The organism is Ruegeria sp. N8 (assembly GCF_056531325.1).
On the sequence record NZ_JBQFLQ010000007.1, the window covers coordinates 198,159 to 224,269 of the forward strand.

The 26,111-nt window shown below is 57.4% G+C and carries 28 protein-coding genes and 2 tRNA genes; 18 read left to right on the top strand and 12 right to left on the bottom strand.

The genetic code is table 11. The annotated features are described in order from the left end of the window. Nucleotide 1: 1 nt before the first annotated feature. The 5 genes from ACR0C5_RS14765 to ACR0C5_RS14785 form a co-directional block, all read right to left on the bottom strand. Nucleotides 2-1,474, bottom strand: a complete 1,473-nt coding sequence (locus ACR0C5_RS14765) for a flavin-containing monooxygenase (RefSeq protein WP_480877582.1) — start codon at nt 1,472-1,474, stop codon at nt 2-4. A 104-nt stretch (nt 1,475-1,578) separates the two neighbouring features. Further along, entirely contained in the window at nt 1,579-3,999 is a 2,421-nt protein-coding gene (locus tag ACR0C5_RS14770; RefSeq protein WP_480877584.1) for a GcvT family protein, read from the bottom strand. Between the two features lie 106 nt (nt 4,000-4,105). Then, complete coding sequence (locus ACR0C5_RS14775; RefSeq protein WP_170773974.1) at nt 4,106-4,351, bottom strand: hypothetical protein; 246 nt, start codon at nt 4,349-4,351, stop codon at nt 4,106-4,108. Nucleotides 4,352-4,398: 47 nt separating this feature from the next. Further along, nucleotides 4,399-5,553: an aromatic ring-hydroxylating oxygenase subunit alpha gene (locus ACR0C5_RS14780; protein WP_480877586.1), complete on the bottom strand. Its 1,155-nt coding sequence runs from the start codon at nt 5,551-5,553 to the stop codon at nt 4,399-4,401. 88 nt (nt 5,554-5,641) lie between these two features. Beyond that, nucleotides 5,642-6,547, bottom strand: coding sequence for a LysR substrate-binding domain-containing protein (locus tag ACR0C5_RS14785; RefSeq protein WP_170773978.1), 906 nt, complete (start codon nt 6,545-6,547; stop codon nt 5,642-5,644). 546 nt (nt 6,548-7,093) lie between these two features. Between ACR0C5_RS14785 and ACR0C5_RS14790 the strand changes: the two genes are divergently transcribed. After that, entirely contained in the window at nt 7,094-8,914 is a 1,821-nt protein-coding gene (locus ACR0C5_RS14790; protein ID WP_170790774.1) for a BCCT family transporter, read from the top strand. A 594-nt stretch (nt 8,915-9,508) separates the two neighbouring features. Beyond that, entirely contained in the window at nt 9,509-10,015 is a 507-nt protein-coding gene (locus ACR0C5_RS14795; RefSeq protein WP_480877588.1) for a hypothetical protein, read from the top strand. Between the two features lie 9 nt (nt 10,016-10,024). Here ACR0C5_RS14795 and ACR0C5_RS14800 read toward each other — a convergent pair whose 3' ends face one another. Continuing rightward, on the bottom strand, nt 10,025-11,098 hold the full coding sequence (locus tag ACR0C5_RS14800; protein WP_170790778.1) for an acyltransferase family protein: 1,074 nt from the start codon (nt 11,096-11,098) through the stop codon (nt 10,025-10,027). A 183-nt stretch (nt 11,099-11,281) separates the two neighbouring features. Continuing rightward, a tRNA-Thr gene (locus ACR0C5_RS14805) sits at nt 11,282-11,356 on the bottom strand. 83 nt (nt 11,357-11,439) lie between these two features. On the opposite strand from ACR0C5_RS14805, the gene ACR0C5_RS14810 reads away from it, so the two are divergent. The 10 genes from ACR0C5_RS14810 to ACR0C5_RS14855 all read left to right on the top strand — a co-directional run bounded on the left by ACR0C5_RS14810 (nt 11,440) and on the right by ACR0C5_RS14855 (nt 18,054). Then, on the top strand, nt 11,440-11,595 hold the full coding sequence (locus ACR0C5_RS14810) for a hypothetical protein (RefSeq protein WP_170773985.1): 156 nt from the start codon (nt 11,440-11,442) through the stop codon (nt 11,593-11,595). A gap of 6 nt (nt 11,596-11,601) precedes the next feature. Next, entirely contained in the window at nt 11,602-12,870 is a 1,269-nt protein-coding gene (gene murA, locus ACR0C5_RS14815) for a UDP-N-acetylglucosamine 1-carboxyvinyltransferase (RefSeq protein WP_170773987.1), read from the top strand. Beyond that, nucleotides 12,867-13,343 carry a DUF2948 family protein gene (locus ACR0C5_RS14820; protein WP_480877591.1) on the top strand — a complete coding sequence of 159 codons (477 nt, stop codon included), beginning with the start codon at nt 12,867-12,869 and terminating at the stop codon, nt 13,341-13,343. The genes murA and ACR0C5_RS14820 overlap by 4 nt, the downstream gene beginning before the upstream one ends. 79 nt (nt 13,344-13,422) lie before the next feature. Next, nucleotides 13,423-13,893 (top strand): GNAT family N-acetyltransferase, encoded by a 471-nt coding sequence (locus ACR0C5_RS14825; protein WP_480877593.1) that lies wholly within the window; start codon nt 13,423-13,425, stop codon nt 13,891-13,893. Between the two features lie 21 nt (nt 13,894-13,914). After that, the gene (hisD, locus tag ACR0C5_RS14830; RefSeq protein WP_480877595.1) at nt 13,915-15,216 is read left to right on the top strand and encodes a histidinol dehydrogenase; all 1,302 of its coding nucleotides are present in this window, start codon (nt 13,915-13,917) and stop codon (nt 15,214-15,216) included. A 35-nt stretch (nt 15,217-15,251) separates the two neighbouring features. After that, nucleotides 15,252-16,049, top strand: a complete 798-nt coding sequence (locus ACR0C5_RS14835) for a glycosyltransferase family 32 protein (protein ID WP_480877597.1) — start codon at nt 15,252-15,254, stop codon at nt 16,047-16,049. Between the two features lie 76 nt (nt 16,050-16,125). After that, nucleotides 16,126-16,605 (top strand): UPF0262 family protein, encoded by a 480-nt coding sequence (locus tag ACR0C5_RS14840; protein ID WP_170773997.1) that lies wholly within the window; start codon nt 16,126-16,128, stop codon nt 16,603-16,605. Nucleotides 16,606-16,608: 3 nt separating this feature from the next. Next, nucleotides 16,609-17,061, top strand: coding sequence for an arsenate-mycothiol transferase ArsC (locus ACR0C5_RS14845; RefSeq protein ID WP_170773999.1), 453 nt, complete (start codon nt 16,609-16,611; stop codon nt 17,059-17,061). Between the two features lie 2 nt (nt 17,062-17,063). After that, nucleotides 17,064-17,462, top strand: coding sequence for a ketosteroid isomerase-related protein (locus tag ACR0C5_RS14850; RefSeq protein ID WP_170774001.1), 399 nt, complete (start codon nt 17,064-17,066; stop codon nt 17,460-17,462). Next, a complete protein-coding gene (locus tag ACR0C5_RS14855) occupies nt 17,455-18,054 on the top strand; it encodes a GNAT family N-acetyltransferase (RefSeq protein ID WP_170774003.1) in 600 nt (199 codons plus the stop codon). The genes ACR0C5_RS14850 and ACR0C5_RS14855 overlap by 8 nt, the downstream gene beginning before the upstream one ends. Before the next feature lie 15 nt (nt 18,055-18,069). On the opposite strand, the gene ACR0C5_RS14860 is transcribed toward ACR0C5_RS14855, so the two are convergent. After that, complete coding sequence (locus ACR0C5_RS14860) at nt 18,070-18,285, bottom strand: hypothetical protein (RefSeq protein WP_170774005.1); 216 nt, start codon at nt 18,283-18,285, stop codon at nt 18,070-18,072. A gap of 138 nt (nt 18,286-18,423) precedes the next feature. Between ACR0C5_RS14860 and ACR0C5_RS14865 the strand changes: the two genes are divergently transcribed. The 6 genes from ACR0C5_RS14865 to ACR0C5_RS14890 all read left to right on the top strand — a co-directional run bounded on the left by ACR0C5_RS14865 (nt 18,424) and on the right by ACR0C5_RS14890 (nt 21,550). After that, nucleotides 18,424-19,302 carry a carbon-nitrogen hydrolase family protein gene (locus ACR0C5_RS14865; protein ID WP_480877600.1) on the top strand — a complete coding sequence of 293 codons (879 nt, stop codon included), beginning with the start codon at nt 18,424-18,426 and terminating at the stop codon, nt 19,300-19,302. A gap of 87 nt (nt 19,303-19,389) precedes the next feature. Further along, nucleotides 19,390-19,608: a translation initiation factor IF-1 gene (gene infA / locus ACR0C5_RS14870; RefSeq protein WP_005978431.1), complete on the top strand. Its 219-nt coding sequence runs from the start codon at nt 19,390-19,392 to the stop codon at nt 19,606-19,608. 11 nt (nt 19,609-19,619) lie between these two features. Continuing rightward, nucleotides 19,620-20,198 carry a Maf family protein gene (locus tag ACR0C5_RS14875; protein WP_170774009.1) on the top strand — a complete coding sequence of 193 codons (579 nt, stop codon included), beginning with the start codon at nt 19,620-19,622 and terminating at the stop codon, nt 20,196-20,198. Further along, a complete protein-coding gene (locus tag ACR0C5_RS14880) occupies nt 20,195-21,217 on the top strand; it encodes a ribonuclease E/G (protein WP_480877602.1) in 1,023 nt (340 codons plus the stop codon). Before ACR0C5_RS14875 ends, ACR0C5_RS14880 begins: the two co-directional genes overlap by 4 nt. Continuing rightward, entirely contained in the window at nt 21,214-21,396 is a 183-nt protein-coding gene (locus ACR0C5_RS14885) for a DNA gyrase inhibitor YacG (RefSeq protein ID WP_170790804.1), read from the top strand. Before ACR0C5_RS14880 ends, ACR0C5_RS14885 begins: the two co-directional genes overlap by 4 nt. A 79-nt stretch (nt 21,397-21,475) precedes the next feature. Beyond that, nucleotides 21,476-21,550 (top strand) — tRNA-Phe (locus ACR0C5_RS14890). A 41-nt stretch (nt 21,551-21,591) separates the two neighbouring features. On the opposite strand, the gene ACR0C5_RS14895 is transcribed toward ACR0C5_RS14890, so the two are convergent. The 4 genes from ACR0C5_RS14895 to ACR0C5_RS14910 form a co-directional block, all read right to left on the bottom strand. Beyond that, nucleotides 21,592-22,683: a tyrosine-type recombinase/integrase gene (locus tag ACR0C5_RS14895; RefSeq protein WP_480877604.1), complete on the bottom strand. Its 1,092-nt coding sequence runs from the start codon at nt 22,681-22,683 to the stop codon at nt 21,592-21,594. Next, on the bottom strand, nt 22,683-22,919 hold the full coding sequence (locus ACR0C5_RS14900) for a hypothetical protein (protein WP_170787816.1): 237 nt from the start codon (nt 22,917-22,919) through the stop codon (nt 22,683-22,685). The genes ACR0C5_RS14895 and ACR0C5_RS14900 overlap by 1 nt, the downstream gene beginning before the upstream one ends. Before the next feature lie 126 nt (nt 22,920-23,045). Beyond that, nucleotides 23,046-23,666: a hypothetical protein gene (locus tag ACR0C5_RS14905; protein ID WP_170787817.1), complete on the bottom strand. Its 621-nt coding sequence runs from the start codon at nt 23,664-23,666 to the stop codon at nt 23,046-23,048. Nucleotides 23,667-24,136: 470 nt separating this feature from the next. Then, nucleotides 24,137-25,138, bottom strand: coding sequence for an alpha/beta hydrolase (locus ACR0C5_RS14910; protein WP_480877607.1), 1,002 nt, complete (start codon nt 25,136-25,138; stop codon nt 24,137-24,139). Nucleotides 25,139-26,111 lie beyond the last annotated feature (973 nt).

Below are 26,111 nucleotides of genomic sequence, written 5' to 3' on the forward strand. Positions count from 1 at the left end.
CTCAATGGTCTCCGCTTTGGGATGGGAGGGGGTGGTAATGCTCCAGACCTGATTGGGCCATGCGCTTTTCAAATTCGGACACGGTACCGGGCCAGAGGGTTGTGTTGCGCCCCTCGGCATCCTGATACCACGAAGCGCAGCCACCCGTCTGCCAGATGCTGTCCGTATGCCGGTCTTGCATCTCTTGTTCAAAGGCGGCCTGTCTGGAGGCGTCAGGAGTGATTGCATGCAGACCACCGCGCTGCATCTCGTCCAGAACGCGGCCAATATGGCGGACTTGCGCTTCGATCATCAGAACGACCGAGTTATGCCCCAGCCCGGTATGCGGCCCAAGCAGTATGAAGAAGTTCGGGAATCCGGCAATCGCAGTCCCCAGATTGGCCTGCATCCCCTCGCCCCAGGCGTCGCGCAGGCTCAGCCCATCCGCGCCGGAGATGTTCAGATAGTCGACCATGTCGGTAACGTGAAACCCCGTGCCCCAGATGAGAATATCAGCCTGCGCCTGTGACCCATCGGCGGCGGTAATCTGGTCGCCCTCGATTTTGGTCACGCGATGCGGCACCACCGTAACGTTGTCGCGCGCAAGGGTGGGGTACCAATCGTTCGAGCTGAGGATGCGCTTGCAGCCGATCTGATAGGCGGGGGTCAGCTTTTCGCGCTCGGCCGGGTCAGTGATGGCTTTTTCAAGCGCGGTGCGCCACATCTTCATGGCGAAATTGACGGCTCCCTTTTCGCGGCGAAAAACACGGTGGCGGTATTCGAACACCATGTAGATCAGCTTGCGCCGCAGTTTCGGCAACAAGGGCATGCGCTGGTACAACCTGCGCACCCATGGTGCGATGGGGCCGTCCGGCCGGGGCAGAACGTAAGGCGCGCTGCGCTGGTAGATGGTGACCTGCCCGGCCATTTTCGCAATCTCGGGCACGAATTGCACCGCCGAGGCCCCGGTGCCGATCACCGCGATCCGTTTACCCGACAAAGGTGTTTCGTGATTCCATTGGGCAGAATGAAAGCTGGGGCCGGGAAAACTGTCTGCGCCGGGAATATCGGGGATGTTGGGTACATGCAGCGCGCCGATGGCCGAGACCAAAATGCGCGCGGACCAGATGTCCCCGCCTTCGGTTTCAACCTGCCAATGGCTGCCATCCCACCGGGCGGATTTCAGTTTCTGCTGGAACTGGCAAAAGTCGTACAAACCTTCATCCTGCGCGACCTTGCGCAGATAGGCCTGAATTTCGGCCCCGCCTGCATAGGCGCGGCTCCAGTCCGGGTTCAGGTGTGTGGCCATGGAATAAAGGTGCGAGGGCACGTCGCACGCGACGCCGGGATAGGTGTTTTCCCGCCATGTGCCGCCGATATCGCTCGCTTTTTCAAGGATCGTGATATCGGTGATCCCGCGCTTGCGGGCCTCAATCGCCATAATCAGCCCCGAGAACCCGGCGCCGACGATCAGCATATCGGTTTTATGTTCCACGCGCCCCGCCCCTCCCAAAACGATCCAAATGGTTGTTTCAGGATATAGGCAGGGTGGGGCGCGTGGATAGGGTCTCGTTAGGTCAGGGGCTGATCACGGTTTGATCAGGCGCGCAGTTTTTCACCTTTTGCGTCGAACGGAGGCTCTTGCAGGATGGTGGCCTTGTGCGGCCGGCCCAGCACCATCACCTCGACCTCATCGCCGGGCTGGGCGTTTTTGACATACCCAAGCGCTAGCGACATGCCGACCGTGTAGCCATAGGTGCCCGACGTTACACGACCGATGCCTGCGCCGCCTTTGAAAATCGGCTCACCACCGGTCGCGTCGGCGTTGGACGCGGTCACGTCGGCCTCATCCAGATGCAGAAGAACCAGCCGTTCTCGGGCGGGGTTTTCAAGCACTTTTTGCGCGGCCTCTTTGTTCAGGAAATCCTTGTCGAACTTGCACAGGCGGTCCAGCCCAACCTCATGCGGCCAGTATTCGGGGCTGTATTCGCGGCTCCACGAGCCGTAGCCCTTTTCCACCCGCAGCGACATCAGCGCGCGGCTGCCAACGGGACCTGCGTCGAAGTCTTTGCCCGCTTCCAGCAGCGCCTCATAAAGCTGCGCCTGATCTTCGGTCTTGCAATGCAACTCCCACCCCAGGTCACCGGTGAAGGACACGCGAAGGGCCAGAACTTCGACGCCTGCAAGCTCGATCATCGCCGAACGCATGAACGGGAAATCCTCGGTTGCCAGCGAGGTGTTGGTCAAGCGGTGCAGGATCTCACGTGATTTCGGACCGGCGACGTTAAAGCCGCAAATCGCTTCGGTGTGGCTTTCGAATGTGGTGCCTTCGGGCAGTGGAACCTGCTTGAAAAAGCGTTTGTGATACCGCTCGGCCATACCCGAGCCGATGATCCAGAATTCGTCCTCGGCCACGCGGGTGACAGTAAAGTCGCCTGCAATCCCACCGCGTTTCGAGATCAGAGGTGTCAGGCAAGAGCGGCCAACCGCCTTTGGCATAGTGTTGGCAAAGACTGCGTTCAGCCAATCCGCCGCGCCGGGGCCTTTGCAGATGTATTTGGCAAAGTTCGAGATATCGATGATGCCCGCACGCTCGCGCAGCATCTTGCATTCTTCGCCCACAGGGGCCCACCAGTTCTGGCGGGTAAAGCCGTTGGTATCCACCGTGCCCGACTCATCCGCGAACCAAAGCGGATGCTCCCACCCGACATTCAGGCCAAAGACCGCACCCATGGCCTTTTGGGTTTCGTAGATCGGGCGCACGCGGGCAGGGCGGCCTGCGCTGCGCTCCTCGTTCGGGAAGTGAATCGCAAAACGGTGGGCGTATTGGTCGCGCACCTTGGCTTTGGTGAATTCCTTTGTCGCCCAGGTGTCAAAGCGGGCCATGTCCCAGGCGAACATGTCGTATTGGGTTTCGCCTTCGATGATCCACTGCGCGGCCATCAGGCCCATGCCGCCCGACTGCGAGAAGCCGGGGATGATGCCGTTGCAGCAAAAATAACCGTCCACCTCGGGTACTGGCCCCATCAGCACGTTAGAGTCCGGAGACCAGATCATCGGGCCGTTGATAACGCGCTTGACCCCGGCCTCGCCCACGGCGGGCAGGCGCTCGATGGCGTTCATCATGTTCTCTTCGATCCGCTCCAGATCATCGGGGAACAGGTCATGAGCGAAGTCCAGCGGCGTGCCGTCCTCGGCCCAGAACTTCATGTCTTTCTCATAGGCCCCGACCAGCAAACCGTTGCCTTCCTGACGCAAATAGTACTCGCCATCCCGGTCCGAGACCGAGGGCAGGCGGGCGCCATGCGCCTGCACATCCGGCATGGCTTCGGTGACGAAATACTGGTGCTCGGTTGGTTGCAGTGGCAGTTCGATCCCAGCCAGTTTTGCGACCTCACGACCCCACAAGCCAGCGGCATTCACCACCCAAGGGGTTTTGATGTCGCCCTTGGGTGTGCGCACGATCCAGGTACCGTCTTCCTGGTGTTCGGTCGCGGTCACGGGGGTAAAGCGGTGGATCTCGGCACCGCGCTGACGCGCACCCACCGCATATGCATTGGTTACGCCCGACGGGTCCACATTGCCACCATCAGGTTCGAACATTACGCAGCGGATACCATCGTAATTGACCAGCGGGTTCAGGCGTTGGGCCTCTTCAATGCTGATCTCATAGAAGTTCATGCCATAGAGCTTGGCCTTTGCGGCCTGCAGGCGAAGTTGATGTTCGCGCTCTTCGGTCTGCGCCAGATACAGCGAGCCGGGCTGGAACACGCCGCAGCTTTGGCCCGTTTCGGCTTCCAATGCGTTATAAAGGTTCATTGTATAGTGCTGAATGCGGCTGATATTTGTGCTGTCATGCAGCCCGTGGATGTTCGCCGCCGCGTGCCACGTTGAGCCCGAGGTCAACTCATCCCGTTCCAACAGGACGACATCCGACCATCCGAGTTTGGTCAGATGATAGAGGATCGAGCACCCGATCACCCCGCCACCAATCACCACTGCCTGTGCATTCGTTCTCATGTGCCTGCAATATCCAAGTTGGGTTCTTTGCGCTTTCTGTCACCAAGGACGTCGCGCGGACAACGGAGAATAATTTCAATCTGGGTTGAGCTGGGTTAACCTGAGGCTAATCCGAAAAATCCAACCGGTGCGCGCGCCCATGGGCGGCCAGTCTTGCGTTCAGGGTATCTGCCTCGGGCGCGCCGGATTCCAGCGCAAAAACAAACGCATGGGTCAGATAGAAACAGGCCGCGTCGGTGTCCCGCGCGGCCTCGCGTTCGTCTGCAGCCAAGGTGTAATAGCGGATCAGCGCGTCGTGATCATCGCGAGCATGGGCCTCGAGCAGCAGGTGATCCAGCTTGGACTTGTCCATCGAACCTCCGTCGGGACCGGCCATTGAAAACCGACCGGTCCGCAGTTTCAATCCGCGCGACCGTTTTCGATCTGCGTTGCGACCCAATGGTGGAAATTATGCGTCGGTCCGTCCATCGCGGGCGAGAACCGTCCGCCGTCAAACAGAACACCATGGCGACCCTTTTGCATGCCTTCTACAACAAAGACATCCTCTTCGAATACCGTCTTCCAAAGCTGCGCGTTCGAGGCGCGCAACCCGTCATGCTGCGGCGTATCTTCAATGCTTTTTGCGTAGTACAGTTCAATGTGTTCGACGGTGTTTTCCTGATCGACAGGTTCTAACACGATGGCAAAAGCGTGGTCGCGCTGCACGCCCAGCAGAACATTGGGATAAAGAGCGATATATTCGGCACCCTCGTCCCATTTCTCGCTGAGGCCCGGAAAATCTTCGAAAGTTGCCCCATCCTGATCGGTGAGTTGGCGATAAACCAACGTGCCCTGACCGGAATAGTGCCCGCGTGCTTCGATGTTGTAGTGATCTTCCAACCGGGAATAGCTGTTCAGACCGGGATGAACCCACGGCAGGTGATAGCTTTCGCAATAGTTCTCGACCGCCAGCTTCCAGTTTGTCTTGACCTCAAGCTTGAACGAGGACGTCTCGCCGCCGTGATGAACGGGCTGGTCGAACTCCTTCCAGCGCTCAAGAAGAGCGGCGTGGGCGTCTTCGAACGCTGGGGCGTTGCCGTCGACGTTCACAAAGATCACATCGCGCCAGACGTAGGACCGCACGCGGACCAGTCCTAGATCACTGCGGTCAACGTCTTCATGGGTGTTGTGACCGGGTCCGCCCACATGAGGGGTTGCGCGCAGCTCACCCTTCAGGCTGTAGCACCAGCTGTGATAGGGGCAGCGGATCGCGCCTCCGATCTTGCGAGGAGTGTCCACCAGGATCATGCCGCGGTGACGGCAGGTGTTCTGAAATACGCCGATTTCGCCGTCGCGATCGCGTACGATCAGCAGGGGCATGCCCAGAAAGTCCACAGGTTTGGCATCACCCTCCTCGGGTACGTCCTTACCGAAGCCAACCCCGGACCAATTCGCATAAAGAACCGATTTCCGTTCCTCGGCAAAAACTGCAGGGTCGACATAGTGTTCATTCGGCAGACCGTTGGCGATATTCACGTCGGCCAGAACGGAGGACAGAGGGCTATGCTTGTTCATCGGGCTCTCCTAAGATTGGTTTTAACCGTATTGGGGAAGGCGTGCGGGCGTCTCAATATCAGAAAACCTCATCAGAGAGTTATCTGATCTAAACCGAGCCGTCCTCTACCTCTTGCAAGATCCAGTTCTTCAGTGCGCGAGCGCTCTCTGACAACTCGTTGTCGGGGCGCCCAACAAGGTAGAATTGGTTGGGTGCGGTCAACCTATGAGGGCCGATGATGACCAATTTACCCGATTGCAGCATCGGTTGGATCAGCCGTCGCCAACCCAGCGCCAGACCAGCCCCCTTGCGGGCCAATTGCAACGCAACCGAATAGCTGTTCACGCGCGAGTCGATTGGGATCGCACCATTGTGACCCATTTGATGGAACCATTCCGGCCATGTGGTCCAGCTGCGATCATCTGAGTCCAAATGGATCAGGCGCTCGGCGGCGAGGTCTTCCAGTGATGCGTCAACCAGGCGTTCGGCTATGTCCGGGCTGGCTACGGGCACAAGGTGGTCGCGAAACAAGGGGGTGTGTGAGAGGCTTTGATCGCTGTCACGACCATAACGGATGAAGAAATCAATATCGGGCCTGTCGCGAAAAGGCCGGTCCTGCGATAGTTGGTCGACATTTATCTCAGGCTTTTCGCGCCAAAACCGGATCACTGCTGGAGAAAGCCATAATGCAGCAACGGCCGTTGTTGATCCCACTGTCACCTTGCCGATTGCGGCCTGGTCCCGGATTGTCGCCAGTGTCTTGGAGATTTTGGTAAAGGACGACGACAGAGTCTCAAACAGGGCTTTTCCGTCTTCTGTCAGATCCACACCCCGATGCTTGCGTTGGAAAAGGACGGCGTTCAAGTCCCCCTCGAGCGCTTTGATCTGATGGCTGACCGCCCCTGGGGTGACAGACAATTCTTCAGCTGCGTTTTTGAAGCTGAGATGCCGTGCGGCGGCTTCGAAGGCGGATAAGGTGGTAAGGGGCGGAAGGTTATAGTGGCGTCTGGACATGTTGGCTTAAGAATCAGCTTTCGTGGTCGCGTTAGATCATTTCAATCGAGTATTAGTTTATTTGGGGTTGAATGCCAGATTGCCTCGCCAATTAGATGAATTTTACGGTCACGATTTCGGTGGATGTCGCCAAAAACGACAAAAATGTCGGTTCTGTCTAATGTCCCGCACGGGGCACGCTATAGTCGCATTCACCAAATTTATTGGGTCATGCACGCGGTTTCGAGTGTTCTTCAACGGGGCTCAGACAGGCGGGCGAAAAAACAACAGCGAATGCTGACATTCGGAAAATGGCCGAAAGGGAAATTGATGGATTGGCATAGCCTCACCCCCGATTGCCAGATTAAACCACAGGTCAATAGCGATCTGCGACTTGTTCCACACAACGCAGATCGAATTGTCGGATCAACAGGTGGCGATTGGTGGAAAGCGTGCGGCACGTCCGATCTGGAAAGTTCATTTATCACATAATTGCGAAATCTCTGGGTGAAGCGCGCCGGTCGCGGTAGCTTTCCCCAAAAACGAACGACAACACGGAGGAAGTAGATGTCGATAAAGGACCCGTTTACGGACTTGGACATAAAAACGGCGGATAGCGGTTTTTATGAAAACAATAGCGTACCGATTGCGCTAATCAGTAAGGGCATCATGGTTGCGCTGGTGCTGTGGGCTTTGGTGTTCCCGGCCAATGCCAACAGCACTCTGGGCAGCTGGAACTCTCAAATCTTGGAAGTGTTCAACAGCTTCTACATCATCATCGTTGGCTTGTTTTTCTTCTTCCTGGCGGTCATTGCGATTCTTCCTTCGACGGGCAAGCGCGTAATGGGTCAGCCAGGCGAAAAGCCCGAGTTCTCGAATTTCTCGTGGTTCTCGATGATGTTTGGCGCCGGTCTGGGTGTGGGTCTGATGGTGTTCGCCACAGCCGAGCCTCTGGGCCTGTGGGGTTCGAACCCCGTTGTGGTTGCGGGCGACGTCCCGGGTAACGTGCCAGATGCTGTGCAGTCGGCTTATCGCTACACCTATCTGCATTATGGTTTCCACGCCTGGGCAATCTATGTGGTGACCGGCCTATCTTTGGCCTACTACGCGTATACACGCAACATGCCATTGACCATCCGCGCGGCGCTGACGCCGCTGTTCGGCAAGCTGATGAACGGCTTCTTGGGTCACGTGGTTGATGTGCTGGGCGTGGTCGCGACCATCTTGGGTGTGTCGGTGACGATCGGGTTTGGCGTAAGCCAGTTCATCGATGGGCTGTACGCAATTACTGGTATGGAATGGATTATGGACTTGGGCGGCGAGGTTCCGACACCATCGAAAGTGGGTCTGATCTCGGGTCTGGCTGTCATCATGGGGCTGTCGATCATCTCGGCGGTGTCGGGTGTCGGCCGGGGCGTTAAATATCTGTCGAACCTGAACCTTGTTCTGTCGATCATCCTGCTGGGTACGTTCGTTGTGTTTGGCTCGTTTGTCTTCGCGATGACCACCTATGGTACGGCAATGGTCGACTATATCCTGCACTTCGTATCGCTGAGCTTTGGTGCCTATGGCCCGCTTTCAGCTGAAGCTTTTGCAGCGGCCTTGCCGGCCGAGGCGCAGGCCCATGCGGATGCGCTGATGGGTGGTGCGACGAATGCTTGGGGCAGCTTTGACGGCTTCAAGAGCGGTCTGGAAGGCGCAGCGGCTGAGCTGGACGAAGCGACGCTGGCCGCAGCCTATGCTGCAGGTGAGCAGGGCCGTCAGTTCGGCTGGCAAGCCGGCTGGACCACGTTCTACTGGGCTTGGTGGATCGCCTTCTCGCCCTTCGTGGGCCTGTTCCTGGCGCGTATCTCCAAGGGTCGCTCGGTGCGTGAGTTCATCCTGGGCTGTGTGTTCGCACCGGCGCTGGTGTGCTTTGCATGGATGACCGTTCTGGGTGGTACCGCGATTGATCTGGAATTGGCTGGTGCAGCGGAAGGCGCGATCATCGGTGCGTCGAATACCAACAAGCTGTTCGTGACCCTGTCCTACATGATTGACGGCGGTCTGCTGTCGATGCTGAACGTGATGTGCGTGATCCTGATCATGACCTTCCTGGTGACCTCTGCGGACTCGGGTATTCTGGTTATGAACACGATCATGTCGGGCGGCAGCCAAGAGACTGGCATTAAGCACCGTATCATCTGGGGCCTGATCCTGACGGCTGTGATCGGTACGCTGATCCTGGCGGCTGGTGACAACAACCCGCTGGATGCGCTGCGCAACGCAATGATCATCGGCGCGTTGCCCTTCACCATGGTGATGGGGCTGATGATGGTGGCGCTGGCCAAGGCATTGTTCCGCGACGGTCTGCGCGACAAGAGCGAGGTGGCGCAGGCGGCTGAATAAGCCTCCATTGCTCAAGGTAAGACGCGCCGCCCCAAGTTGGGGCGGCGTTTTTCATGTCACGACCTCACTCAAGGTCGTGAAAAAGTGGAACGAAACAGGCGGATGTGCCTGTCGTTGACAGGCGATCTGGCAAAGCAGCGACCTCTGTGGTGCAGCTTTTCAGACGGTTTCTGAAACTGGTGAAAGATCTGCATGCGGGGGAGCTGGCCTGCCCTTGGGCGAGTCGGGCTTGGCAGGCGCTCACCCCCTATTCCCGCTCGTACCCCCTCGTTACAACAATACTGGTCAACTGAATTGCGGGATTGATCATCAGTATCCGGCGAAATGGGCAGAACTATTGTCAGAACATGTCCATTCTAAGAGCCAATTTGGAAACAAATTGCAGATTTGCCTTAATTTGTTGTGCGACATGAAATCTACTTGGTGGGAATTGACCGACGTCTGATGCAGCTAATGTTTGCGTTAAATGTCTTTCTGTGACATTTTCGTGAAGACAGTCATTTAACACTTTAGGGAATTTTTGGCGAAAAATCACAATCGAATGTTTTTGGATGTACCCATGTCTTCAGCAGGAGTTAGAGCTGGAGGACGATTATGAACTTAGGAACCGCTGGTACCACTGTCCCGTCTGCTTTGATCGCTGCGTCTGTGACGTCGCGCGAGGCACAGATTTGCCGAGCCTCTCAGGCGGCTGAGGCAGCTTTCGAACGGATTGCACAGACAGCGAGGGTCACCCAAGAGCACCCGACCGAGTTCCAGGATCGGGTGTTTTCGATCTTTCGTTGGTATTTCCTATCGGCCTTTTGTACCCGGCTTTTGTCGGGCGCGGCGCACAGGATGGAACATCAGACTCTTCAGATGTCGATGGATATCATCAGCGCTGTCAAAATGGTTTTGTCCGATCACGAGGTCGAAAAAGCGATGTCCCTGGTTCAGAAGGAACAGACCTGCCCGACCGAAGTGCGCGCAAATGGCATTGGTGCACGAGGCCATATGGTGGGCTGGGTCGCGGCAGGATTGCATAAGAAAGGCCGTGACTTTCCCAAAGAGATCGAGAGCGCTCTGGCCGGTGCTTTGGCCGCATCCGGGCGCCTGAACTAGACTGGTTCTTCAGGTCCGGGTTGCGGTTCCGAACGGCAGAGAAAGCGTGCGGTTCAACACTCGATCGGGAACTTTGATCAGCCATTGGAGTCTTGATCCTGTCAGCACTTTACAGAAGACGATTCCGAACACTAGCGCCGCCAGAACCGAAAGCGGGATCACCACCAGCGGCTCGGTAATACCCAAAATTTTGGATAGAATGATGCGCGTCCCTGCCACGGGAAGGAAATGGGTGAGGTAGATATACAGGCTGAAACTTCCGATTGTAACCAACCACTTGGCCTTACCCGCGTTCGAGGCCAGAACTACCGTTCCAATGATTGCCGAGGCGGACAGGGCCGATAGGGAAAAGTAGACCAGAGGAAGTTTCTCGAATCCTCCCGACAGCGCAGCGATGCTGAGCCCGAGGAACCCGATCCACAATGCGATCACCGGTAGCGCGCGCGCCTTGACCGCCGAAGATCTGATCCATTCAGACGCATATACTCCGATCGCGAAATAGACGAACAGCTTGGCCAGTTTATCGGCGATGACGACCACGCCTTCGGGCCAGACATTCAGCAGGAACTGCGCCTGTATGATGGCCGCAAACCCGACAATATAGACCGGGGGAACGCCGCGCAGCAGGCGCAATATTACGAAAGACAGCATGAGGGCGTAGAGAAACCAGATCGTCGGCAGCGGGTCCCAGGGGATTATCAGGATTTCCCACCAATAGGTGGTCGAATTGGTAATAGCGTTCAGTCCAAACCGAAAGGTGAAGATGATCATGGACCACAGAAGGTAGAAATAGAGGAAATAGATCACCTTGCCGCGGATGAACTTGTCTGCGGGGCCGTCGATAGCCTTTTTGGCAAACAGCCCGGCTACCAGAAAGAACAGGGGCATGCGCACGGGATCGAGGCTGTAGTTGAAGGTTCTGATCCATTCGGGGAAGGTCGGGTCGAACCGGAACCCGGCGATAGAATGGTGTAGAACCACGAAAATGATCGTCAGGCCTTTTACCGCATCAATCCAGCCCAAGCGCCCTGCCAATGATTGCGTTGGGGCCGCGTTGCTATTGTCGGAACGAATATCAGTCACTCTTTAACTCCCGAACCTGCACACAAGGTTACAGAGAAATGCCACCTGAAATGGGAAGCTTATGAACACAATGGCGAAGGGTCCCATGCCGCGTTGGGCCGAGTCAACACTGTTGGTGCCGAGGGCAATTGGCTAGCGGCGCCGCAGCAGCGAGACGAGTATTGAAAATCAGTAATTTGGGAATGGTGCTGCTGGAGAGAATTGAACTCTCGACCTCTCCCTTACCAAGGGAGTGCTCTACCTCTGAGCTACAGCAGCGCTGTGGGCGGGTGATTAGACTCAAACGAAACGCGGCGCAAGGGTGTCTGGACGGTTTTTTTCGCCTCCTGTAGAGAAAGATCATGACGGAAAAAAATTCACCAAAAAAACAAGGCAAACCCAGTGATGCGCGCGAAGAGCGGCTGAAGGCCGCGCTGAAGGCAAACATGGCGCGGCGCAAGGCGCAGGCCAAGGCGCGGGCGGTCGCTGGGGGCAAGGCCGATAAGGACGAGGGATAAGAGCAAATGGATTCGATTCTGGTAACGGGTAACGGGCCGCTAAACGGTCAGATCCCGATTGCAGGGGCTAAAAACGCGTGTTTGACGCTGATGCCCGCAACGCTGCTCAGCGATGAACCGCTGACGCTGACCAACGCGCCGCGTCTGAGCGATATCAAGACCATGACCGCCCTACTGCAATCGCTGGGGGCCGAGGTGTCGTCGTTGCAGGACGGGCAGGTGATTGCCATGTCCAGCCATGATCTGACCAGTCAGACGGCGGATTATGACATCGTGCGCAAGATGCGGGCCTCGAACCTTGTGCTGGGGCCTTTGCTGGCGCGGTTCGGGCAGGCGGTCGTGTCGCTGCCCGGTGGCTGTGCGATCGGTGCGCGCCCGATGGATCTGCATGTGGAAGGGCTTGAAGCGCTGGGCGCCGAGATCGAGCTTAAAGACGGATATCTGCACGCCAAGGCCCCCGGTGGGTTGAAAGGCGCGGTGCATGAGATGCGTTTTGCCTCGGTCGGGGCGACTGAGAACATTGTGATGGCGGCCACGCTGGCCAAAGGTACTACCGTCCTGAAAAACGCAGCGCGCGAGCCCGAGATCGTTGATCTGGTCGAATGCCTGCGCAAGATGGGCGCGCAGATTTCAGGCGAGGGGAGCTCGACCATCGAAATTCAGGGCGTCGACCGTTTGCACGGCGCGACCCATCAGGTTGTCACTGACCGGATCGAACTGGGCACCTATATGCTGGCCCCGGCGATCTGCGGCGGTGAGGTCGAGTTGCTGGGCGGGCGGATGCCGCTGATTGCGTCTTTTGCCGAAAAGCTGGAAGCAGCGGGTGTCAGCGTGACGGAAACCGCAAATGGTCTGATGGTCGCGCGCAAGAACGGGCGTGTTCGGTCGGTGGATGTGGTCACGGAACCCTTCCCTGGTTTCCCCACGGATTTACAGGCGCAAATGATGGCGCTGATGTGTACTGCCGAAGGTGTGTCCGTTCTTGAAGAGCGTATCTTTGAGAATCGCTTTATGCACGCCCCTGAACTGGTACGAATGGGGGCCAATATCGAGGTACATGGCGGCACGGCCACGGTAACGGGCGTCGAACGTTTGAAAGGCGCGCCTGTGATGGCGACCGATCTGCGGGCCTCGGTTTCGTTGATTCTGGCCGGTTTGGCGGCCGAAGGTGAGACGACGGTTAGCCGGGTCTATCATCTGGATCGTGGCTATGAACATGTGGTGCGCAAGCTGGAAGGCGTGGGTGCAAAGATTGAACGGATCAAAGGCCAATGACAGACGCAAGTTTCCATGACGGGCGCGAGGCCCCGCTGAATCTTGGTGCCGAGGATGCAGATGACCTGCAGGTGATCTCGACCCTGACACAGGACGCGGTGTTTCCTATAACCGAGATGACTTGGCGGCCATCCCAACGCCGCTTTGGCCTGCTGTTGAACCGCTTTCGGTGGGAGGACAAAGACGCCGCCACCCTGCGCGACCGCCCGTTTGAGCGGGTACAGTCGGTGCTGGTGTTCGACTCGGTGCTGTCGGTGGCAAGTCAGGGGATCGACCGCAGCGACAAGGATATGGTGATGTCCCTCTTGTCGATTGATTTTGAGCCGGGCGAAGATGGGGCGGGCCGCGTGGTGCTGACTCTGGCCGGGGATGGCGCGATCCGATTACTGGTCGAGGCTGTGGATGTGTCCCTCAAGGACGTCACGCGGCCCTATCAGGCACCGTCTGGGCAGGCGCCGTATCATCCGGAATAAACGGGGCATAGCGCAAGCGTTTTCCGGGCCTTCCACAGGCCTGGTTTTGCGCCGTGCGACCGTGTTCGATGTGTTCCAGATGAGCCGCGCTCTGATCCGCTCGATCACCTATCTTTGTGCGGCAGACCATCACAAGCAGCCCGCGCTGCTGGCGGCCTGGACGGCCAACAAGGACCCTCAGACGATCCGACGCTGGATACAATCCGGCGCGCAGCTTTGGCTGGCCGAGATTGACGGGCAGGTGGCCGGGGTCGGCGGGCTGCACAACCGTTCGGAAGTGTCGCTGCTCTATGTCGATCCAGCCTATGTGCGGCGTGGTGTCGGTTTGGCCCTGTTGATCCGGCTGGAAAGTGAACTGGTCGATCAAGGGTGTGCGGAGGCACATGTTTATGCCACTGCGACGGCACGGGAATTTTATCGCCGGTTCGGCTGGAAGGATGCGGGTGAGGCCGAAGAATGGCAGGGCGTCCTGCAATATCCGATGCGCAAATCGCTGCACCCGACCGACGAAGGGTTGAGGCCCTTCCCCTCGGGCGATATGTCCCGATGAAACGCCCCGGAGTGCAAGACGATGCCAGTTTTCCTTGAGACAAGCTCGACCGATTTCGAAACCGCCTTTGCGGCGCTGTTGTCGGCCAAGCGCGAAGACAGCCCCGACGTGGATGCGGTTGTGGCCGAGATCATTCAGGACGTGCGCGCGCGCGGCGACGCGGCGGTGATTGAGCTGACAGAAAAATTCGACCGGCTTGAGCTGACCCCCGATACTTTGGCGTTTTCGGCTAATGAGATCGCGGCGGCAGTGGCTGAGGTCACGGATGAAGATCGCGCCGCGCTGGAACTGGCTGCGGCGCGCATCAGGGCTTATCACGAAAAGCAAATGCCCGCCGATCACGAATGGACGGATGAGGCTGGGGCCACACTGGGCTGGCGTTGGTCGGCCGTGTCGGCGGCGGGGCTTTATGTGCCGGGTGGGTTGGCCTCGTACCCTTCGTCGGTCTTGATGAATGCGATTCCGGCCAAGGTGGCGGGGGTTGAGCGTCTGGCGATTGCCGTGCCCACGCCGGATGGGGTGGTGAACCCCTTGGTTCTGCTGGCCGCGCAGTTGTCAGGGGTGGATAAGATTTATCGCGTGGGTGGGGCGCAGGCAATTGCCGCGCTTGCCTATGGTACGGACAGCATCGCCCCGGTGGACAAGATTACAGGTCCGGGCAATGCCTTTGTCGCCGCGGCAAAGAGGCGGGTGTTTGGCAAGGTGGGTATCGACATGATCGCGGGCCCCTCCGAAATTCTGGTGATCGCCGATAAGGACAACGACCCCGATTGGATCGCGCTTGATTTGCTGAGTCAGGCGGAACATGACGAAAGTGCACAGTCGATCCTGATCACTGATGATGCAGCTTTCGGTCGGTCGGTTGCCGCTGCCGTGGACAAGCGCCTTGAGACGCTCGAGCGCCGCGCCATCGCAGGCGCAAGCTGGCGCGATTTTGGCGCAGTGATCACCGCGCGCGATCTGGATGAGGCCGCCGCGCTGTCGAACCGTATCGCCCCAGAGCATCTTGAACTCTGCGTTGCCGACCCTGTGGCGCTGAGCGCAAAAACCGTCCACGCAGGCGCCATCTTTCTGGGCCAATACACGCCCGAGGCCATCGGCGACTATGTTGGCGGCCCCAATCACGTGCTGCCCACCGCGCGCTCGGCGCGGTTTTCTTCGGGGCTGAGCGTGATGGATTTCCTCAAACGCACCACGCTGTCCCAGATGACCCCCGCTGCGCTGCGCGCCATCGGTCCTGCCGCGGCGCAACTGGCGCGGTCTGAAAGCCTTGAAGCTCATGGCCTGTCCGTTACGGCCCGGCTGGATCGTTTGAACGACTAAAGGCGCGAACCAACAGATATCAGGTGGAGGGCAGTTTGGAACGCGTAGCAACCTTGTGGATCGGCAAACGGTTCAGCTTTCTCGAGCACCTGTGCCTTAAATCCTTCGCGGATGTGGACCAGACGCCCATCGTCTATCACTACGGCGATCTCGAGGATATCCCGGACTATATCGAGGCCCGCGATGCGCGGGAGATCTTTGACACACCCGAGATCTACCGCGACCCGATCATGCGCTCGGTCGCAGTCCACGCCGATCTGTTTCGCTTGAAACTGATGCAGCAGACCGACTACATCTGGGTGGACGCGGATGCCTATGCTGTTCGGCCGTTCGAGACCCGTGACGGGTATTTGTTTCCCAAAGCCAATCTGGCACGGCAGCGGATGATGAACGGGGTTGTGGCTCTGCCCAACGACAGCCCGGCTTTGAAGAAGATGTGCGATTTCGCTTTCGACAGCGACCTCGTGCCGTTCTGGTGGTCGGATGACAGAAAGCACGCCTATCGGGACATTTACGGGCAATCCACCTACTGGAGCCTGCCTTTGTCAACGCTTGGGCCGCCGCTGTTTTTCCACAGCCTTTATGGGACGCCAGAGCATGACATGAGCTTGCCGAGAGTCGAGCTTTACGCCGTTCCACTCCGGCATCGCGGTCTGTGGAACGAGCCTGATATGTCCAAGCTGGAATTTCTGGATTGGCAAAGCAAAATGTCCATCCATTTCTTTGGGTCGTGGTTTCGAAAGATATTCAAGGACCGGGAGATCAATTCCGGATCTTTGGTCGACACCTTGTTGCGCAAACATGCGATTGACCCGTCCCTGTATCCGCTGTGACAAAAGCCACAGGGCCGCGTTGCTCATTCAATTTTCTTGCGATAAGTCTGACCCGACCTGAATGGACCACGTACGCATGACCCGCATTTCGCACATAGAACTGGATGACCGAAACCTGCCCCCGCCGACACCCGAGATCGAGCAGGAGCGCAAGGTCGCGATCTATGATCTGCTGGAGGAGAACTCCTTTGCGCTGCCCGCGCGCGACGATCGCGTGGTGCCTGACGGCCCCTATCATCTGCAACTGTCCATCCGGGACAAACGGCTGGTTTTCGATATCGCCACCGAGACCGAGGAAAAAGCCGCCGAATTCCACCTGTCGCTGGGCCCGTTCAAGCAGGTGGTAAAAGACTATTTCCAGATATGCGAAAGCTATTTCGACGCGGTGAAATCGCTGCCACCCAGTCAGATCGAAACCATCGATATGGCGCGGCGGGGCATTCACAACGAAGGCAGCCGGGTCCTGCAAGAGAGGCTGGAAGGCAAGGCCGAAATTGACACCGACACCGCCCGCCGCCTGTTCACGCTGATCTGCGTGCTGCATTTCGGGGGGTGACGGGTGACGCCTTTGCCGCAGTCGATTCTGTTCTGTTGCGACCACAACTCGGTTCGGTCTCCGATGGCCGAAGGCATCATGAAAAAGTTCTACGGCACCGGTACCTATGTGCAATCTGCCGGTGTCCATAACGATCTGGAGATCGACGGTTTCTGCGTCGCCGTCTGCCAGGAAATCGGCGTTGAGCTTTCGCGACACAGGTCGCGTTCCTTCGACGAGATGCAGGAATGGGGCGATGACCTCAGCTCGTTCGACCTGATCGTCGCGTTGTCACCCGCCAGCCAAAGGCGAGCGTTGGATTTGACCCGTATTTTTCATCTGGATGTCGATTATTGGCCAATAATGGACCCTACCGGACTGGGCGAAAGTCGTGAAGACAAGCTAACGCACTACCGACAGACCCGCGATCAGATCATCAAACATCTGAAGGACCGCTGGGGCGAACCAACGGAGTGACCATGAACCAGACCGTCGAAACCTATTTCAAAGCCTTCAACGCAGGTGACGTTGATGGCATGCTGGCCTGCCTGTCCGACGACGTGGCCCACCATGTGAACGAAGGCCAGATTCGCGTCGGCAAAGAGAAATTCGCCGCCTTCTGCGCCCACATGAACCGCTGCTACCGTGAAAACCTGACCGACATCGTGGTGTTCGACGCCCAAGGCGGCACCCGGGCTGCGGCCGAGTTCATCGTGAACGGCACCTATCTGGAAACCGATGAGGGCCTGCCCGAGGCGCATGGTCAGACCTACCGCCTTCCCGCTGGGTCTTTCTTTGATTTGAAAGACGGCAAGATCACTCGCGTGACCACCTTTTACAACCTGGCCGACTGGACCAAACAGGTGTCCTGTGGCTGAGGTCACAGACGTCCGCCCCCTGACCGGAGCGGCGCTTGAGACCGCTCTGGACGATGTGGCCCGGTTGCGCATCAATGTGTTTCACGCATGGCCCTATCTCTATGATGGGGATCTGGGCTATGAGCGGAAATACCTGCAAGCCTACCGCGACAGTGCCCGATCCATCGTGGTAGGGGCCTTTGACGGCGACCGTCTGATCGGGGCCTCAACCGGTGCGCCTCTGGCCGATCATGCCGAAGATTTTGCTGCGGCCTTTGACGGGTCAGGTGTGGGTTTGTCAGATGTTTTCTATTGCGCCGAATCTGTTCTGCTGCCGGACTACCGGGGGCAGGGAGTTGGTCATAAATTCTTCGATCAACGCGAAGCCCACGCGCGCGCTTTGGGCTTTACGAAATGCGCCTTTTGCAGCGTGCAGCGCCCTGTCGACCATCCGATGCGACCAGAAAGCTATAGGCCTTTGGATGCGTTCTGGCGGGCACGCGGGTATGAACCCCTACCCGGTGTCGTGGCGCAGTTTTCGTGGAAGGATATAGGAGAAGACGGCGAGACGCAGAAACCGTTGCAGTTCTGGATCAGGGATCTGAACGCATAACTGCGCCTTGCGGTCTCAGCGTGTCTGTTTGCGGCTGAGAAGGCCGTACTTTACCGCCCATCCGCGAAAGGACCGGCGTTTGGGCTTTTCCAGCCTAACCTCGGATTTTGTCTGTGCCCCGCCTTTGCGATTGAATTCGAACACGTCAATGACACGCTCAGCGCAGCCGCAGGCCTCGCCCATACCGACCTTGGCGAAATAGAACTTTTCGAAGCTTTCGGGGTTTTGCATGGTGATCCTCCTGACCCTATTGAACCAAGTCTGGGCCGGTAAGCCAATTCACTTTCCCGTCGGGCCCGTGTCGGGTCTATACATATCGCGCGATCCTGTCCTAGGGTCGCTCCAATCCAATGCTGAAGGACGCAGCCCATGAAAGTCGCAACCGCCGCCTATGACCTCGACTGGCTCGACAGTTGGGCGCAGTATGAGGACAAGCTGAACCGCTGGGTCAGCGAGGCCGCCGGGCAGGGGGCCGAGTTGCAGGTCTTTCCCGAATATGGCGCGATGGAGCTGTCGACATTGGACGGGGCCGATGTGGCAGGTGATCTGGAACGTTCGATCCGCGCGGTGTCGGACCGGATGGCAGATGCGCAGGCCCTGCATCAACGGCTGGCGCGCGAATATGGCACCTATATTCTGGGTGCGTCTGCGCCGGTTGTGGATGGGCCGGGGCGCCCGGTGAACCGAGCGGCGCTTTATGCGCCTGATGGCCAGCAGGATCACCAAGACAAGCAAATCATGACCCGGTTCGAGCGTGAGGCTTGGGATATCGCCCCCGGCGGCCCGTTGAAACTGTTCGACACCAAGCTGGGCAAGATCGGCGTTCTTATCTGCTATGACAGCGAATTTCCCCTGCTGGGTCGCGCGCTGAGTGAAGCGGACCTGATCCTTGTACCTTCATGCACCGAGGCACTCTCGGGCTATTGGCGGGTGCGGATCGGTGCGATGGCGCGTGCGCTGGAAAACCAGTGTGTGACGGTCATGGCGTCGCTGGTCGGCAGCAACGCGTGGTCCGAGGCGGTGGATATGAACACAGGCACCGGTGGCATCTTCGGCCCGCCGGACAAAGGGTTCCCCGGCACCGGCGTATTGGCCGAAGGACAGTTGAACCAACCCGGCTGGACCTACGCCGATATCGACCTGTCGGCCATTGCCGAGGTCCGCGCCGATGGCCATGTGCTGAACCGAACCCATTGGGATGAGCAAACGCCCCGAGTCGAATCGGTCACAATCTCTGCTCTTTCGTGATTCCGGCCTTGAAATAAGCCCGAAATAGGCTCATTTAAGCGCACATCCTCGCAGATTCTGCGAGTGCAACGTAAATGTGGAGACAACATGGCCAAGGAAGATACGCTCGAATTTCCCGGTGTCGTGAAGGAACTCCTGCCTAATGCGACGTTTCGGGTCGAGCTGGAAAACGGCCATGAGATCATCGCACATACGGCAGGCAAGATGCGCAAGAACCGCATCCGTGTTCTGGCTGGCGACAAAGTTCAGGTCGAGATGACCCCCTATGATCTGACCAAGGGTCGGATCAACTATCGCTTCAAGTAACGCTCTATCTCATGGCGTTTATCCTCGGATCGGGCAGCCCAAGGCGGCTGGACCTGTTGGCTCAGCTTGGCGTGCAGCCCGATGCGATCCGCCCCCCGGACATCAACGAAACGCCCCTGAAGGGCGAGCTGCCGGTTCCCTATTGCAGCCGCATCACGCGCGAAAAAGTGCAGGCGGTGCAAGCGGATGGCGACGATATCACGCTGTGTGCGGATACCACCGTGGCGCTGGGCCGTCGTATTCTGGGCAAACCCGAAAACGCAGGCCAGGCGGCTGAGTTTCTGCACGCCCTGTCCGGGCGTCGCCACCGGGTTATCACCTCGGTCGCGGTGCGACGCGGGGATCGGGTGCTGCAACGCGACGTGGTCTCACAGGTCAAGGTCAAACGCCTGTCGGATGTTGAGATCAATGCCTATCTGGCGACCGGAGACTGGCAGGGCAAAGCAGGCGCCTACGCCATCCAAGGCCCGGCTGGCGCATTCATCCCGTGGATTTCGGGATCGTTCACCGGTATCGTGGGCCTGCCCTTGTCTGAAACCGCCGCCCTTTTGCAAGGCATCGGCTATCCCCTGTATCGTGAGGCATCATGAAGGGTCGCACCATCGTTCTGGATCATATCAAGGGTCGTGAGGCTGCGGCACTGATGGTCGACGGCAAGCTGGATGATTTCCTGATCGCCGCCGATGCGCCTGCACCGGGCACGATCTACCGCGCCCGCGCGGATCGGCCGGTAAAAGGGCAGGGCGGCATGTTCCTGTCTACGCCCGACGGCCCCGCGTTTCTGCGGCAGGTCAAGGGGCTTGCCCCCGGTGCGCTGCTGCTGGTGCAGGTGACGGGCTATGCCGAACCGGGCAAAGCCTTGCCTGTGACCGACCGTGTTCTGTTCAAAAGTCGCTACGCGATTGTCACTCCGGATGCGCCGGGCCTGAACATCTCGCGCTCGATCCGGGATGAGGACGAGCGTGACCGCCTGCTTGAGATCGCTCATGAGGTGATGGACGGTAGCGATTACGGTCTGATCCTGCGCTCGTGCTGCGCCGGTGAGGACGCGGGCGAAATTGCCGAAGATATCAGCGCCATGCTGGCCCACGCGGACGCAGTGGTGAACGACCCTGGAACCGAGCCGGAACTGCTGCTTGAAGGCGACGGCCCTCATGTTCTGGCCTGGCGCGACTGGACCGACCCGGCCGAGGTCGAAACCCGCGCAGGTAGTTTCGGCACCCATGGCGTGCTGGAGGCATTGGACACGGCCCGCGGCATTTCTGAGCCTTTGCCCGGCGGGGGGCACCTGTTCATCCAGCCCACCCGCGCGCTGGTCGCCGTTGACGTCAATACCGGCGTTGACACATCCTTGGCAGCTGGAACCAAGGCTAATTTCGCCTGCGCCAAAACGCTGGCCCGCGCCTTGCGTGTGCGGGGTTTAGGAGGGCAGATCACGCTCGATCTGGCACCAATGCCCAAGAAGGACCGCCGAGGGTTCGAGTCCGCTCTGCGCGCCGCCTTCAAGTCCGACCCGATCGAAACCACACTGGCAGGCTGGACGCCGCTAGGGCATTTCGAATTGCAGCGCAGACGGGCCCGGCTGCCGCTGAGCGAGGTGTTGAAATGAGCTGTCCGATCTGCGGTGAAGACACTGTTGCCACGTACCGCCCGTTTTGCTCGAAGCGCTGCGCGGATGTCGATCTTGCCAAGTGGCTGAACGGTTCTTACGCGGTGCCGTCGCAACGTGAAGAGAACGCTGAGGCGGATGCCGAAGTCGACGAAACCGGTCATTCGCGTCCGCATTGAAAAAATGTAAAAAAGGCTCTGGACACTGCCAGTGGCAAGTCATAGAACGCCTCCACCCAACGGCAGTCGCCGTTCCCGTGCCCGGGTAGCTCAGGGGTAGAGCAGTGGATTGAAAATCCTCGTGTCGGTGGTTCGATTCCGCCCCCGGGCACCATTCAAGCGATTGATTTTTATCAATATTCAATTTTGAGCCTTTCATGGTTTGACAGTTTTTTTGAAGGGTTTGACAACTCTCGATCTGCGTTCGTTCTCCTTTTCTAGTGCTTCCATCGTGATCCGGTTGCGGTCCGCGAGGTTGGCGGACCGGGAATAGTGACGGGCCATAGATGGGGTCTTTTGCCCCAGCAGGTCCGCAATCTGGCGTTCCTCAAGCCCTGCCTCGCGCAGTGTCGTGGCCACGGTATGCCGCAGCCCCTTGAGTGTCAGGCCAGGTTGCACAACGCCCTCAGCTTCCAGCTTTTTCTTGAAGCGGTACCAGACCGTCGAAAAGCCGTTGTAGGTCCAAGGCTTTCTGTTTGATGAGGCAAGGATGGTCACGGCGTCGTGCTTGGGCGCAGCATCCAGAGCCGCCTGCAGCGTCGGACCGATTGGAACGGCAACTTCCTGGCCCGTCTTGCCCCTGACGCCCCAAATCGTGTCGCCGTCTATCTGGCGACGGGTCAGCTTGAGCGCATCGGACGGATCAAGGCCGGTATTCATAATCAGCGCCACCGCCACTCGAACGTGCGGGGCGGCTCGATCCAGCACAACTGCGCGTTCCTCCACCGTCCAAGGCCGGTTGGCATAGGGCCGATTTTTCGGGCGCGGCTTGGGAATGACACCTGCCGCATAATCCCGGTCGATCAGACCGCGCGGAATGGCGTAGCGAAAAACTTGACTCAGGAAGGTGCGGACCATGTTTGCTCGCCGCCAGCCAATCTTGTCCGCCGCTTTGTCATGGATGCCCGAAACGAGGGGCGTCGTGATTGCGGAAACAGGCGTGTCCCGGATTGGGTACAGGAAGTCAGCGCACTTGCGATAGTCGCGCTTGGTGGCGTCCGACAGATTGCCATAGTGTTCAGTCTGGAAATAGGCATTGACCAGCCCGCCAAGGGTTCCTGGCTTAAGAGCTTGCGCCTTCCTCGCCTCGGCAATGGCAGCAATGCGGGCGCATTCCGCAAAAAACTCAGCCGATCCTAATGGAGTCTTTTCCAGGTCGATCTTGTGACCCGTGGCGCGATGATAGCAGCGCGGTTTCCCGTGCCGATCATCGAATATCTTGAAACCTCTAACCCTGACACGTGTCATTACAATTTGCCAAGAATGACGTCCTGCGTTGCCATCTCGGCTCCTTCCTTCATTGCATCAATCCAATTGTCCAGATCGCGCTTGTCCCAAAGAACTGTGCCGGGCCGCATTTCAATTGGCTGGACGGGGCACGTTGTTTTAAAGAGCTTTGGAGGTAGCCCAGTATAAACCGCCGCCTCAGACTGTTTCAGCATGCGTTTTTCATTAACGTTGATAGTGAGACTAGCGTTAGCCACTGCTAGTGCCTCCCAAGACGCTCGTTGGTCCATGACGTTGACCAGGAGGTCCGATTGGGGTCAATTTACCCCGAGGATCAATTGACGCTGTTATTTCCGGTTGGTTTTTTTTGATTGCGTGAGGCATCACTCAGTCCCAAATTCTGATGCAATAGCCTCTATCTCTCCAAGCGAGATCTGGCGCATGACATGCATGCCTTCCATTTCAAACAATCCGGCAGGCCCTGAATTTGACCACACGGTCGGGTCGTCTTCGAATTCGTTTATTTTCATTTCGGAAAGATGTACCGCTGTAAAATATATTTCTAATCCGGCGTTTTTGAAAATCACATAAGCTGGTTTCTCATGGACGTTAAATTCTAATCCATTGAGTAATATGTCAGATTCAGAATTGGACCGATGCGACAACACGAAATCAAATAAGTAGACAAGGAAGTCTTCCGCAGTGTTTTCTCGCTTGAAATCGAGACGCTGAATGACCTTTGCAGATTCTATATGCTCGAACTCATCATTCCGGAATTGTCGGTAAATCTCAAAAGTATCGACTATACGGTTTGGCGGAGCGCCTGTCATTAGCGCAAGCGTAAGCCTCGCTGCATCACGCGTTGTCATATCCGGTGCGTTCACGCCACGAGCTCCTGTCGTCAGAAAGCCTGCTTCACGGAGCTTCCTTGCAACAAAGTGAACTGTCGCTTGATCGATACCAAGCGCATTCGATATGACTTTTATCAGATGACCAGACTTCATAGTCTAAATGTGCATTACGCACTTAGGCTATGTCAATACACCTTTTGCCCGTCGTCAGAGTATTTTGGAGAACACAGGCTGTATCGTAGCGGAGGCTCTAGTTCGGTTTCTGTTGAAGTTTAGGTGGCAGCGGCTTGGCTCTGCAACTGCCGTTATCGGATTGTCTGCGTCTTGATCTCCTCTCTTACCTTCAGGATTTTCGCACCGCGGCCATGATAGACGTCCACTGGTGTCAGAATCACGAGGCTCTCGTGGTAGCGATGGTTGTTGAGTGAGCGACGAAGGCACCGATCTGTCATTCGGGGCCGCCGGGTTTGTAATAGTTTTCCAATAGCACTGGGTTTTCATGGTCTTCTATACGACTGCTTTGGGGTCGGTGCGGTCGTTCGCTGCGATCTGTCTGAGTGACCGCTCTGCGGACAAAGCTGCCATTTGGATGGGCAAGGTAAGAGGGTTTTGCTCGTGACGAGTTAGTTCCGGAGATGTTCCGCGAAGAAGCTAAGCGCCCCCTGAAAAACCGACAAACGTTCACCCTTGCTAGTCAACGTGGAGGCGCCCGAGGGGTAGAAATGCCCGTGTGACGGAACCCACGACAAGATGTACTGAGCGCCAATTTCATCAAGTTTGCCAAAAAGCGGAACTAGTTCCGTCTCAACGACTTCATAGTCAAATTGAGCCAAATGGAAAAGAGTTGGCGGAACCTCCGTTTTGTCCGTCAGCAACCGATCCATGTCGAACACCGACGGGTAACCAGAGTTTACGACGATTGCCGCCACATCCTCTTTCATCCCGTAGGCAACATTAACGGTCGTCACCGCCCCGGCCGAGAAGCCAAGTAACCCAATTCGCTCTGGATCAACGCCGAAGGTATCACTCTCCGCCTTGACATAGCGGATGGCTTTCCGGAGGTCTTCAGCCGCTGCGATAACCGCATTTTTCATGATCGGTACGACGGTTTCTTGGGTCACGTCTTCCAGACCCATCTGGCGCCGGATAATATTTGCCTGAGTGATCGCAGCCTGCGATTTGAAAAACTCCACGTCGAGATCATCTTCGGTGAAGCCTTCGTAAGGAGCAATCACTGGATTGTCCGGCGCGACGCGGTACGTGATTGTGAAGCAAACGTACCCTTCAGAGGCAAATCGCTGTGCATACTGGCTCATCGTCGTGGTCTGCGCGCCAATACCGACGTAGGGAATGCGTGGATTGCCGCGGTGGAAGCTGCCTCCATAGGTCAGAATGATCGCCGGGCGCGGACCAGCCGTCTCTTCGAGTGGATGATATACGTCCATCCACAATTCCTTGACGCCTTCCTGACCGTCGGTGAGCACTGCACCGTGGCCAAAGACCACTTCGGTCTCAACTCTGTATTGAACCACAGAGGGGGAGTCATCCGTGTAATAACTACCCTGAGCCAACGCGCAGTTACTTCCTATGAACGCAAGCACAAAGGCGAAAATCGTAAGCTTCATTTCAATGGCTCCGTGGTTTTGTTGCCGGTGACATTGGAATTCCGTAAATCATTGATGGAGCCCGCGTCAATTCTAAGCGCCGCGGCAGATGCATGGTCCGCTCTGGGCTCGCAGTCGACCTTCGCTGGTTCCCGTGCCTATGTCTGGAGGCAGCCCTAGCCGGACATTCCAAACTGAACTTTGCAAATCCCGACAAGCGGACAATGCTGCCGTCGGATGCCGAACGAAAATGACCGCTCGCAGCCCAAACCGGACATTCGTAACAACACTTTGCAATTTCCGAGATCAGGACAAAGCGGTCGATGACAAGAAGCCTAGAGTTTTTAAATTCCAGTATCGAAAATCGAAGGGCGCACGGCATCCACTTACCTTCGAACAATAAAGTTTTGGCGATGAACAACGTACACTGCTCAAATTGAATTCAAAAAAACTCTATTTCCACTAGGGCTTTAGGCCAGGCTGGATCATACTCTGGCATCGTATTGTTTGCTGTCTCAAGGCCAATAAAGCGCGCCTTCTGGATGCCAGAGGCGAAAATCCTACCTTGTTCAACACTGTGCATCCTGTCTCGATTAGCGTGCATAACCAGAGCCGGACAGGTGATCCGCAGAAGTAGATCGGTTACGTCGACCCCTGCGACCAGTGGTCCAATCTTGAGCCAATCCTGATGGTCCATTGCGACTTTCATAAATTATGCATAAGTGCGCTGGTCATGCGGACTTGCGGTTGGAGCAAAAGATTGCGCCATCAAGTCTCTTGCACAAGGGTATTCATCGTTCCAGCCTTCAAGACTCATATCCATCATTGCTTGCCCAAGCGCGGCAATTCCGGGCTGTGAACGCACCGCGACTCCTTGTGCAAATCCGCCTAGTAGAACCAACCTGTCCGCCATCAGCACCCATGGAACAGACTAGGTTGATTGCGTAGCGGAGGATTTCAGGCTCATCGTAACCATCAGAGAGTGGAGATGAGA

Bases quoted from the DNA above. Each gene is read 5' to 3' on its own strand.
- ACR0C5_RS14775 (WP_170773974.1), bottom strand. From the start codon at position 4,351: ATGGACAAGTCCAAGCTGGATCACCTGCTGCTCGAGGCCCATGCTCGC.
- ACR0C5_RS14820 (WP_480877591.1), top strand. From the start codon at position 12,867: ATGACAGACGCAAGTTTCCATGACGGGCGCGAGGCCCCGCTGAATCTT.
- ACR0C5_RS14795 (WP_480877588.1), top strand. From the start codon at position 9,509: ATGAACTTAGGAACCGCTGGTACCACTGTCCCGTCTGCTTTGATCGCT.
- ACR0C5_RS14895 (WP_480877604.1), bottom strand. From the start codon at position 22,683: ATGACACGTGTCAGGGTTAGAGGTTTCAAGATATTCGATGATCGGCAC.
- ACR0C5_RS14840 (WP_170773997.1), top strand. From the start codon at position 16,126: ATGACCCGCATTTCGCACATAGAACTGGATGACCGAAACCTGCCCCCG.
- ACR0C5_RS14785 (WP_170773978.1), bottom strand. From the start codon at position 6,547: ATGTCCAGACGCCACTATAACCTTCCGCCCCTTACCACCTTATCCGCC.
- ACR0C5_RS14885 (WP_170790804.1), top strand. From the start codon at position 21,214: ATGAGCTGTCCGATCTGCGGTGAAGACACTGTTGCCACGTACCGCCCG.
- ACR0C5_RS14865 (WP_480877600.1), top strand. From the start codon at position 18,424: ATGAAAGTCGCAACCGCCGCCTATGACCTCGACTGGCTCGACAGTTGG.
- ACR0C5_RS14810 (WP_170773985.1), top strand. From the start codon at position 11,440: ATGACGGAAAAAAATTCACCAAAAAAACAAGGCAAACCCAGTGATGCG.
- ACR0C5_RS14850 (WP_170774001.1), top strand. From the start codon at position 17,064: ATGAACCAGACCGTCGAAACCTATTTCAAAGCCTTCAACGCAGGTGAC.
- infA (WP_005978431.1), top strand. From the start codon at position 19,390: ATGGCCAAGGAAGATACGCTCGAATTTCCCGGTGTCGTGAAGGAACTC.
- ACR0C5_RS14860 (WP_170774005.1), bottom strand. From the start codon at position 18,285: ATGCAAAACCCCGAAAGCTTCGAAAAGTTCTATTTCGCCAAGGTCGGT.
- ACR0C5_RS14910 (WP_480877607.1), bottom strand. From the start codon at position 25,138: ATGAAGCTTACGATTTTCGCCTTTGTGCTTGCGTTCATAGGAAGTAAC.
- ACR0C5_RS14790 (WP_170790774.1), top strand. From the start codon at position 7,094: ATGTCGATAAAGGACCCGTTTACGGACTTGGACATAAAAACGGCGGAT.
- ACR0C5_RS14770 (WP_480877584.1), bottom strand. From the start codon at position 3,999: ATGAGAACGAATGCACAGGCAGTGGTGATTGGTGGCGGGGTGATCGGG.
- ACR0C5_RS14875 (WP_170774009.1), top strand. From the start codon at position 19,620: ATGGCGTTTATCCTCGGATCGGGCAGCCCAAGGCGGCTGGACCTGTTG.
- ACR0C5_RS14880 (WP_480877602.1), top strand. From the start codon at position 20,195: ATGAAGGGTCGCACCATCGTTCTGGATCATATCAAGGGTCGTGAGGCT.
- hisD (WP_480877595.1), top strand. From the start codon at position 13,915: ATGCCAGTTTTCCTTGAGACAAGCTCGACCGATTTCGAAACCGCCTTT.
- ACR0C5_RS14825 (WP_480877593.1), top strand. From the start codon at position 13,423: ATGAGCCGCGCTCTGATCCGCTCGATCACCTATCTTTGTGCGGCAGAC.
- ACR0C5_RS14905 (WP_170787817.1), bottom strand. From the start codon at position 23,666: ATGAAGTCTGGTCATCTGATAAAAGTCATATCGAATGCGCTTGGTATC.
- ACR0C5_RS14780 (WP_480877586.1), bottom strand. From the start codon at position 5,553: ATGAACAAGCATAGCCCTCTGTCCTCCGTTCTGGCCGACGTGAATATC.
- murA (WP_170773987.1), top strand. From the start codon at position 11,602: ATGGATTCGATTCTGGTAACGGGTAACGGGCCGCTAAACGGTCAGATC.